The organism is Caballeronia sp. GAFFF1, from assembly GCF_023630705.1.
Lineage (GTDB): Bacteria > Pseudomonadota > Gammaproteobacteria > Burkholderiales > Burkholderiaceae > Caballeronia.
Genome location: NZ_JALQEM010000037.1, coordinates 266,106 through 276,214 on the forward strand (window position 1 = coordinate 266,106; position 10,109 = coordinate 276,214).

Below are 10,109 nucleotides of genomic sequence, written 5' to 3' on the forward strand. Positions count from 1 at the left end.
CTACACGATAAATGCCGATAATGTTCATTATGTCAACTACGCCGATCACTATTGGATGCACAAACGAGCGCTTCTCGGTTTTGGAGCGACTTTGACCGAGCCATTGTGACAGCCATAGTGCTGGCCGACTATGCGTCCACGGAAGCCGCGATGTTCTCGAGTCGTTAGAGGCGCCTTCTCCCAAGGATTTGCCCCCACTGAAACCAGTAAAATAACCCGCTGAGTGCGCGAGCCGCTTCGGAAGCCGGCAAGCGGGTCGACGCTTACAGCTGTACCGCAAGTCGACCGCCCACGATGGATTGCTTAAGAGCCGCTCGCGCTTCAAGTGAGGCAAGCGCCTCGTTGCACCCCTTCAACAGATGTCGCGCGGCCGCGACCTCCGTTCCTCTATCCTAGTAATTCGGACCATCCGGCTGTTCGGACTGCGCAGGCTCTGTAGACGCAATTGGCCAGCCATGGGCACTCGGTTGGATAAGGGCTTCGGGGCGAAGTGCCTGGCTCAATTCCGCCTCGCTCATCAGTCGTCGCTGCACTACGACATCTCGGATGCTCAGATTTTTGGCGTGTGCCTCCGCTGCAACGGACGTCGCGTTCTTGTAACCGATATATGGGTTGAGTGCAGTCGCGAGAGCGAGCGACCTGTCCATCGTTTCCCGAAGATGGTCAGCATTCGCTGTTATTCCATTGATGCATTTATTGGCAAGCGTTGTGCAGGCCGCCGTCAGATGCTTGAAGCTCCGGAAAAGTGCGCTTGCGATAATCGGCTCGAAAGCATTAAGCTGAAGCTGCCCAGCTTCTGCCGCAAACGTCACCGTCATGTCGTTTCCAAATACTTCAAATGCTACTTGATTGACCACCTCTGGGATGACTGGATTTACCTTCCCCGGCATAATAGACGAACCAGCTTGCATTGCGGGAAGGTTGATCTCGTTCAGACCTGCACGCGGGCCGCTCGACAGCAACCGCAAGTCGTTACAGGTTTTTGAGAGTTTGACCGCTATGCGTTTGAGTATGCCCGATATCTGCACGAACGCCCCACAATCTTGGGTCGCCTCAACCAAATTCGGCGCGGCCACTAATGGAACGCCGGTTATGCGCGCCAGCGCCTGCACTGCTTTTGCTGCGTAACATGGATGGGCCGTGATTCCTGTTCCAATAGCAGTTGCACCCAAGTTTATCTCTGTTATGAGCGAGGAGGCTTCTCGAAGCCGCGCGATGTCTTCGTCCACCATAACAGCGTAAGTAGAGAATTCTTGACCAAGAGTCATAGGCACCGCGTCTTGAAGCTGCGTCCTGCCGACCTTAAGAAAGCCCGAGAACTCCACTGCCTTGCGGGCGAATGCCGTCCGTAGCGATGTCATAGCTTCCACAAGGTGCTCGATAGCGAAATATGTTGCAATTCGCAGTGCTGTTGGATAAACGTCATTCGTGCTTTGCGCCATGTTGACATGCTCGTTCGGATGCAGGTGCTCATAGTCGCCCTTAGCGAACCCCATCAGTTCAAGCGCTCGATTGCAGATGACCTCATTCGCGTTCATGTTGGTGGAGGTGCCGGCCCCCCCCTGAACAACGTCGACTACGAAATGCTCATGCAGCCGGCCTTCGCGGACCTCCACGCAGGCAGAGACGATGGCGTTCCTGAGCGCAGGTTGGAGTAGTCCAAGTTCGGCGTTTGCTTCGGCAGCCGCTTGCTTAACTGATGCAAGCGCGACTATAAGCTCAGGAAACGCGGATACCGTCACTCCAGAGATCTGGAAATTCTCTTTTGCTCGCAATGTGTGAACGCCGTAATACACCTCGCACGGTACGTTCCGCGTTCCGAGGAGATCATGCTCGAACCGAAATCCTGCGCTTTTCATTCATTCCTCTCATACGCGCGCCAATTCAACAGCATAAGAAAACAGCACTTTTTCCTGTCCGCATAGCTACAAGTCATATCGAGATGTGGGGGCGGACAACGGCGTTTGTTTTCGCTGAATGGCATGTACTGATGGTAGTTGCCTCGTCATCTTTACACGCTGCAACGTGACTTTCGTTCATTACCAGCTTGCTCGTCATGACTAAAGATGGGAGGCGCTGATTGCCGGATCATTATCAGGTGCTCCGTCCGGGAGAGACCGCATAGGAAACAGCATTGAATCAACGTCCGGCAGGTGCTGCGTTTCGAACGGCCAACCTCCGCTTTAGTGCCCAAGCGCGTTTCGAATGAGCGCAGATAATAGCCTGGCGCACTAGCACCGATTGAATCGGCAAGCTGCGAATGGCCGACCAAACCGGATTGCCGCTTCATATAACTGTGCGGCTACCCGTAGATTCAAGTCCTTTTTGCTTCTCTAAGACGCCTTTGCCCGAGTGAGAACGAACGAGGTCACGGTGTTCAAAACTTCAGGCAGCGCCGAAACGTCATGCCATATCCTATGAACCCGCGACGCGCTCGATGCCTCAATGTGAAGCACCAAATCCATTTCTCCGCTCATAACATCGCAAGCGACTATTTCGGGCACGGAGCGGACTTTCTGTAGTACATCGACACTGTGCATTCGATCCTTTCGGTAGACGAATATCAGAGCCCGGACGACGTCCTCGTCGCGTTCGTAAACAGGGCGCTTCAACGTGTACCCCCCGATGAATCCGTCGCGCTCGAGCCTTTCGATCCGCAGGCGCACAGCGTTCCTTGATAGGTTCACCGAATGCGCGATTTCGTTGTGCGACGATCGTGCATTCGTCGTGAGCTGCACGATGATTTTTTCGTCGATTCTGTCCAGTACGCGTTTCATTGGAGCTCCTGCGCCCCTCTAAGCTCCTGCCGTTATCGGCCTGCGCAAGGGACCATTGGATAGTATATTGCTTCGATAGTGTAATATAGTATCCGCGAGACGTTGGAACCATTTCCCCGTTTTTGCCTGCGAACCCGCAGCACAAGCCACGGCGTGGTACTGACCGTTCCGGTGGGAGTTGCGGGCTACTGCCGGTGCCAAAGCGATGCCGTAAGCAACGTACGCACGTCGAATTTCTCCGCGCGCTGGGGGAACGCAGGTCAACAGAGCAGCAGCCCCCAGGACGCAGGAGGCTGCCGATTGCTCCACGGTACAAGCGTCTACGCCGTTACCTTACGGATGCAGACGACCTTCGGCTGGGTCATGTCCTCGTAGGCAAACCGGACACCCTCCCGCCCCAAGCTGCCGTACTTAAACCCGCCGAAAGGCATGGCATCGAAGCGGTAGTCCGATGAGTCGTTGATCATGACTCCCCCTGCGTCTAGAGACGCCGCAGCCTTGAGGGCGACTTGCAGGTCATTGGTGAAGACTCCGGCGTGAAGCATGTAGTCAGGATCGTTGGCCAAAACCAAGGCCTCATTCAACGAAGTGACCTTTTGAAGAACAACAACTGGCGCGAATATCTCTTGATTCCAGAGATCACATTCGAAGCTCACATCCTCAAGCACTGTCGGCGAATAGAGCGAGCCCTTGAGTTCATTGCCGGCCAAGAGCTTAGCGCCCCGCTCTAGCGCATCAACGACGATGCTCCTCACCTTCTCGGCCGACCGCATCGTGATCATCGGCCCAACGTCTGTTGACAGTTGCGAGGGATCGCCTACTTTTAGAGCCCTCGTTCCCGAGACAAAGCCCGTCTTAAAGCTTTCATAAACGTCTTCGTGGACCAATATGCGTTGCGTACCAATGCAGTTCTGCCCGGCAGCCCAGTAAGCACCAGAGACGCAGGATTCGATCGCATCTTCAAGATCGCAGTCTGGCATGACAATGACCGGGGCATTTCCGCCAAGGTCCATCGCTAGCTTCTTTAGTCCTGCCGACCTCGCGATCTTTTCACCGGTCACGAAGCCCCCAGTGAAAGATATCATTCGCACTTCGCGAGCCGAGACGAGTGCTTCGGCCAGCGCTGCCCCGCCAGTTGCCACGGTAACGACGTTCGACGGCATCCCGGCCGCGGTAAGATAGTTGACCAGCTTTATCGCTGACAGCGGAGCCAACTCTGAGGGCTTCAAGATAACGGCGTTCCCACCTGCGATTGCCGGCCCCAGTTTGTGCGCCACTAAGTTCAGCGGGTCGTTGTATGGCGTGATTGCGACGATGATGCCCAGCGGTTCACGCGTGAACCACCCCTGTCGGTTCTCAGAGCCGACGTACGAGCTGAACGGGATGACCTCCCCAGCGTTGCGACGCGCTTCATCCGCCGACAACTTCAGGGTGTTCACACACCGCAGCACTTCCTTTTGTGCCTGCCTTAGCGTCTTTCCGGACTCCGCTACGATCAGTGTGGCGAAAGCGTCTCTATCGCCTTCCACCAGCCCTGCGCACGCCTCAAGTATCCGAGCTCGCTCATGTCGCGGAAGACCGCGTGACATTTCCGCGCCCTCCTTGGCCGTTTGAACGAGAATTGGGGCGGCTTCAGGCGGGAGGTTGACTACAGTGCCAACCTCCGCGCCGTCAAACGGACTGGTCACTGAAATGAAATCTGGCGTGCTTGACGGTTGGAATCTGAGGCTGGTCATTTCTGTTCCCCTGCCAACTTTTTGCGATGGATGCTGATAATGTCGGCCAACAAAGCGTAGGCGGTCTCTACGCGCCCTGCGCCAGGGCCGCGCACTGTGACGTCCCCCAGCATGCGGGTCTTAAAGGTGATCGCGTTAACCGCGTCGCCGACGCTTGCAAGGGCATTGCTCTGCGGGACCAGCAGCGGTTCGACCTTTGCGGTGACGACCCCGTCAGGAGACTTCATGGCGCTTCCGATTAATTTCCAACGCGCATTGTTTACAGTGGCATCGTCGATAGATTGCTGGGTCAGACCGGTGATGCCCTTGCAGGCCACGTCAGCCGGTCTGAGGCTCGCACCCAGGAGTTCGTTTGCCAGAATAACGACTTTCAGTCGTACGTCATGTCCTTCAACATCAGCGGTCGGGTCGGCTTCAGCGTAGCCAAGCTGTTGCGCCTTCTTCACCGCTTCATCGAAGCTAAGACCCATCTCCATGCCCGAAAGGACGAAGTTCGAGGTGCCATTAAGTATTCCCTCAAACCCGAGGATTTCAGCGCCGGCCAGCGCCTCTTTCGCGAGTCGAATAACCGGCGTGCCACTCATCACTGCGCCTTCGAACTCGAACTCGACTCCTCGCTCCGCCGCACGACTACGCAGCCGCGGTGCGTGGAACGCAACGGGACCCTTATTGGTGGTTACTACGCTGATGCCGGCGTTTAGCGCAAGCTCACAGTAGGACGTTGCAGGCTGGCCGTCGACGGGATTGGTGAACGTCGCTTCAGCAACGATGTCCGCACCGCTCTGGGTAATGACCTCCTCGGTAAATGGCTTCGACGACCCGCCCGGTACCCGAGCAAGCGCCCCGCTCTCAGCAGGGATCGCACAAAGCTCGTCCAGGTTCAATCCGGCTTGAGAAATGACGGAGCCAAGATAGAGGTCGCTGACACCCACAATGCGTAATTCGAAGCCCAGATCGCGCCTCCACCGGGGGTTGTTCTCTGCCGCAAGCTGTGCCAGCGCACGATTGACTCCTCCAAAACCAATAAGCGCAACCTTGTACTCACTCACGTCTAGCTCCTCGCTGTTATCGAATCTACGGTTGATGTTAGCGAAGGATGCAGCCTGCTTGTATGTTGCAATCTGATCGAAATTGCGAGCGTTTTGCTCAATGGCTCCAGTCTTTTGACGAACTCTGGGACGGATCTTGGGAAGTGGCCTAAAGTCTTGACACAAAGGGCTGGCGGGCGCCCGTCAACATCTGCCCGGTGCGACGATCAAGTCGCAGCGCGCCAGCTCTGCATTGCGGCCGGGAGCGCCATTTGGCCAATTCAGTTCTTGTTCAAGGTCACCGTTTCGGCGCGTCGGTGAAGCCGTAGCCATGCGATTTCAGAAATTGGAAAGGGACAACGAGTAGACATGACACACAAACCCAAAGTCTCCCAGCGGATACATGGAAGCATCCCCGCGATCGTCACACCGATGCTGGGCGACGGTAGTCTGGATCTGCCTGCGTTTCGGAGGTTGATTGACTGGCACGTTCGCGAAGGATCCAATGGGCTGGTCGTCGTGGGCACAAGCGGGGAGTCGGCGACGCTTTCGGTCGATGAGCACGTGATGATGGTCAGAGTCGCGGTGGAGCATGCCGCGAAACGGATTCCAATCATCGCAGGTGCCGGCGCGAATTCGACCGCAGAAGCAATTGAACTCTCAGCTCTCTCAAAGTCTGTCGGGGCGGATGCGACGCTGCAAGTAGTGCCTTACTACAACAAGCCAACACAAGAAGGCATGTATCGCCATTTCCGCACGATTGCAGAGGCCGTCGACCTCCCAATGATCCTGTACAACGTGCCTGGGCGGACCGTTGCGGACATGAGCAATGAAACGATCCTGCGTCTAGCAGAAGTGCCCGGGATCATCGGCGTTAAGGAGGCCACGGGAAATTTGGAGCGCGCCGCGCACCTCATCAAGTACGCCCCAGCTCACTTCTCGGTTTTCAGCGGGGACGACGCCACAGCCGTTGCGCTTATGTTGCTTGGTGGTCACGGCAACATCTCGGTCACTGCAAACGTCGCTCCTAAGGCCATGAGTGAACTCTGTCAAGCCGCCTTGCAAGGAGATACCGTCAAAGCCCGCGCCATCCATCTCAAGCTTTTGTCGTTGCACAAGCAACTTTTCTGCGAGGCAAATCCGATCCCGGTTAAGTGGGCACTGCAGGCTCTTGGTCATATTCAAGGCGGGATTCGCCTTCCACTCACCGCGCTAGAGGAGCAGAACCGTGATGGCTTGCGCTATGCCCTCGAGGAAGCCGGCTTATTGGCCGACTGATTCGACGTTGCCGTAGCGAAAGCTTTTCCGCGACTTTCGGCTTTCTCTCCTGTCGCGTTTCTCCATTTGACGGCGACACCGCCGGTCTGCCGGCTGACGCAGCGATTCAAGAGACGGCGGCGAAGATACAACGTCAGTATCGCTGTGAGGCGCTATGCTGGCATGAAGAGGAGAAGTTATGTTTCGTGGTCTAGCTGCCTTTCCGTTGACTCCTATGAACGAAGACAGCATCGACGAGGCGGCATTCGTCCGGCTGGTACGACGGCTCGCGGCTGCACGGGTAAACTGCATCGGCGCGCTGGGATCGACAGGAAGTTACGCCTATCTGACTCGGGCTGAACGAGCGCGAGTAGCGGAGATTGCCGTCCAGAATGCCGAGGGCATCCCGGTCATCGTTGGAATCGGTGCGCTGCGTACACGAGATGTCATACAGCTAGCGGAAGACGCTCAGCGGGCCGGCGCGGGCGGTGTTCTCCTGGCGCCGGTCTCATATCAGAAGCTCACAGATGATGAGGTCTACGGCTTGTATGAGGCGGTGACACGATCGCTTTCCGTGCCGCTATGCGTTTACGACAATCCAGGGACAACAAACTTCAGCTTCAGCGACGAACTGCATGGTCGCATTGCGCAACTACCACGTGTGCTTTCTATTAAGATCCCAGGTGTTCCCGGCAACCCTGCTGACGCAAAGGACCGTGTCTATGCCCTGCGAGAACGAATTCCCCAGAGCGTGAGCATTGGGGTGAGTGGAGACGCTCACGCGGCTGCAGGGTTGAACGCCGGATGCGATGGATGGTATTCCGTCTTGGCCGGACTGTTCCCCAAGACTTGTATGTCGCTTACTAGCGCTGCGCTCTCGGGTAATTCCGAGTTAGCTTCTCAGCTTTCCGCGCGACTTGAGCCATTGTGGGAAATGTTTCGACGATTCAACGGCAGCATCAGAGTCGTTGCAACTGCGGCTGTGTTACTGGGGTTGGCTTCCGAGCCCAATCTCCCGCTACCAATGCGTGGCCTGGACACAGGCGCTGCTAGGGAGCTTCGTGAAATACTTCGACAACTGGAGTTGCGAGAATAACACCTCGCAAGGTTGAGGGGAAAATGTCATCCGATTCACGGGCAAGCCAATAAGCCGACTCGCTCAAGGAGAACTATGCCGCTCGGCAATTCGCCTTAATGGGAACATTAAACCAAGCCTTCGACGACTCCGACCACTATCAAGTTGAACGAAGCCCCCTTCCAACATACACCGCGGATCGTACCTTCGCTTCAAGCCCTTCGATGTTTCGAAGCGGCCGCCCGCGAAGAAAGCTTTAGTCGCGCCGCTCTATCACTTCATCTAACGCATGGAGCCGTTAGTCGTGCGATTCGCCTTCTCGAGGTGGAGCTTGGCGTAAGTTTGTTCGAGCGGCGCAACAGAGGTGTCTTCCTCACGCCCGAAGGGAAGAAACTGTTCTACGCCGTTCGCCAAGGTTTTGACTTGATTGGCTCCGCGTGCCGTGACCTTCGCGAACATGCAGGGCGGTCCTCCCTCACTCTTTCTTGCGAGCCGACGCTGTTGATGCGCTGGCTAATCCCGAACTTGCCCGGGATACAGGGGGCTTTCCCGCACCTCGATCTGCGACTAGTCGCCGCATCCGGAGCTGCTCTCGGGAGCGGGATCGACATGGCGATACGAAGAAACGACGTGTTGTGGCCCGCGGAAGCACAGGCAACTTTCCTCTTTCCAGAGAGGGTGGGGCCTGTCTGCCGAGCGGACCTGGTCGACGAATTCTTCGAGATTTCAGGGACCCGCGTAAGCATCCGGGAGTCCGCGGTGCTCCTCCACACAAAGACGCGTCTGGACGCTTGGCAGACATGGAGCGAGCTGACAGGTGCTTCCTTGACAGGGTGCACATCGAAGACGTTCGAACACTTCTATTTTAGTCTACAGGCTGCGGCGGCCGGCGTTGGAGCAGCAATCGGGCCGTGGCAACTCGTACGAGCCGAAATTGAAAGCGGTATGTTGGCAGCCCCGATGGGCTTCGCCGAGGATGGCTCCGGCTATTACCTGCTCTCGACTGAGATCGTCGAGAACAGTCTTATCCGTAAGCGGCCAGCGAACCCGTCTTGACGAACGATGGATTACTCGACGGGCGCGAGAGGCTGCCAGTTATGCGGCAGCAAGGTTGCGATGTCGCTTGCTTTGTGGGCCGGCAGGCGGGTCAGGATGTCCTTGAGGTATGCATGAGGTTCGTGCCCGTTGAGTTGCGCCGATCGGAGGAGGCTCATGATCGCAGCGGCGCGTTGGCCAGCGCGCAGCGACCCTGCGAACAACCAGTTGGACCTGCCGATGGCCCATGGACGTATCTGATTTTCAGCCCAATTGTTGTCGATTGGTACATGCCCGTCTTCGAGATAACGCGTGAGCGCTTGCCAGCGCTTTAGGCTGTAATCCAAAGCCTTAGCAATGGCGGAGCCGTCGGATACGAGTTTGCGCTGCGTAGCCAACCACTCGTAAAGCGCGTCGCTTACTGGCTTGGCCCGGCTCTGCCGAAGCCGGTGGCGGGCATCAGCATCGAGATTCGCGGCATCCCGCTCGATGGCATAGAGCTCAGTGAAGAATGGTAGCGCTTGCCCAGCGAGCTGGCTGCTGTGATTGGCGTGCAGCTCGAAGAATTTGCGCCTCGCGTGAGCTGCGCAGCCAATCTCGGTGACGCCCTGAAGGAACGAGGCCTTGTAACCGCCGTAGTCGTCACATACCAGCTTGCCGTGCCAGCCGGTCAAGAAGGTGCGGGCATGCTCGCCGGCTCGGCTGCCGGCGAAGTCGTACACCACCGCGCGAAGGTTGCTGAACTGCGTAGGCGTATACGCCCACAAATAAGCCCGATGCGTCTTCCCCTTACCGGGGCTAAGCATTTGCACCGGGGTCTCGTCCGCGTGCAACACGCCTTCCTTCAAGATCTCTCGATGGAGGGCATCGACCAATGGCTGCAACTGCGCGCCGCAGATGCCCACCCACGCGCCTAGCGTAGATCTCGGTATCGCCAGGCCCGCACGCGCAAAGATCTGCTCCTGGCGATATAGGGGCAGGTGATCTGCAAATTTGTTGACGAGGACCGATGCCAGAAGTCCGGTGGTTGGGATGCCCTTATCGATGACGTGCGAGGGTACGGGTGCCTGGATGAGCGTCTCACAGTTACGACATACCCATTTGCCGCGAATGTGCCGCTCCACTGCGTATTCCACGCAAACCGAGCAGCCGTTCCACGGCAAAGCGAGCAGACTTTCCACGTGAAGCCGAGCGAAGATTC

The 10,109-nt window shown here is 57.0% G+C and carries 8 protein-coding genes; 3 read left to right on the forward strand and 5 right to left on the reverse strand.

What is annotated here, in order from left to right:
• Nucleotides 1-392 precede the first annotated feature (392 nt).
• The 4 genes from aspA to NCR37_RS23380 form a co-directional block, all read right to left on the reverse strand.
• Nucleotides 393-1,859, reverse strand: coding sequence for an aspartate ammonia-lyase (aspA, locus tag NCR37_RS23365; protein WP_250475176.1), 1,467 nt, complete (start codon nucleotides 1,857-1,859; stop codon nucleotides 393-395).
• Nucleotides 1,860-2,333: 474 nt separating this feature from the next.
• The gene (locus NCR37_RS23370) at nucleotides 2,334-2,777 is read right to left on the reverse strand and encodes an Lrp/AsnC family transcriptional regulator (RefSeq protein ID WP_250475177.1); all 444 of its coding nucleotides are present in this window, start codon (nucleotides 2,775-2,777) and stop codon (nucleotides 2,334-2,336) included.
• Nucleotides 2,778-3,097: 320 nt separating this feature from the next.
• Nucleotides 3,098-4,513 (reverse strand): aldehyde dehydrogenase family protein, encoded by a 1,416-nt coding sequence (locus NCR37_RS23375; protein WP_250475178.1) that lies wholly within the window; start codon nucleotides 4,511-4,513, stop codon nucleotides 3,098-3,100.
• Nucleotides 4,510-5,562, reverse strand: coding sequence for a homoserine dehydrogenase (locus NCR37_RS23380; RefSeq protein WP_250475179.1), 1,053 nt, complete (start codon nucleotides 5,560-5,562; stop codon nucleotides 4,510-4,512). The genes NCR37_RS23375 and NCR37_RS23380 overlap by 4 nt, the downstream gene beginning before the upstream one ends.
• Nucleotides 5,563-5,910: 348 nt before the next feature.
• Here NCR37_RS23380 and dapA point away from each other — a divergent pair, with 348 nt between their 5' ends.
• The 3 genes from dapA to NCR37_RS23395 all read left to right on the forward strand — a co-directional run bounded on the left by dapA (nucleotide 5,911) and on the right by NCR37_RS23395 (nucleotide 8,929).
• On the forward strand, nucleotides 5,911-6,819 hold the full coding sequence (gene dapA / locus NCR37_RS23385; protein ID WP_250475180.1) for a 4-hydroxy-tetrahydrodipicolinate synthase: 909 nt from the start codon (nucleotides 5,911-5,913) through the stop codon (nucleotides 6,817-6,819).
• A 178-nt stretch (nucleotides 6,820-6,997) separates the two neighbouring features.
• Nucleotides 6,998-7,894 (forward strand): dihydrodipicolinate synthase family protein, encoded by an 897-nt coding sequence (locus NCR37_RS23390; protein WP_284506987.1) that lies wholly within the window; start codon nucleotides 6,998-7,000, stop codon nucleotides 7,892-7,894.
• A 144-nt stretch (nucleotides 7,895-8,038) separates the two neighbouring features.
• Nucleotides 8,039-8,929, forward strand: coding sequence for a LysR family transcriptional regulator (locus NCR37_RS23395; protein WP_250475182.1), 891 nt, complete (start codon nucleotides 8,039-8,041; stop codon nucleotides 8,927-8,929).
• 11 nt (nucleotides 8,930-8,940) lie between these two features.
• Here the strand turns inward: NCR37_RS23395 and tnpC are convergent.
• Nucleotides 8,941-10,109: IS66 family transposase (gene tnpC, locus NCR37_RS23400; RefSeq protein WP_250475183.1), on the reverse strand; the 1,169-nt coding region annotated here is incomplete at its 5' end.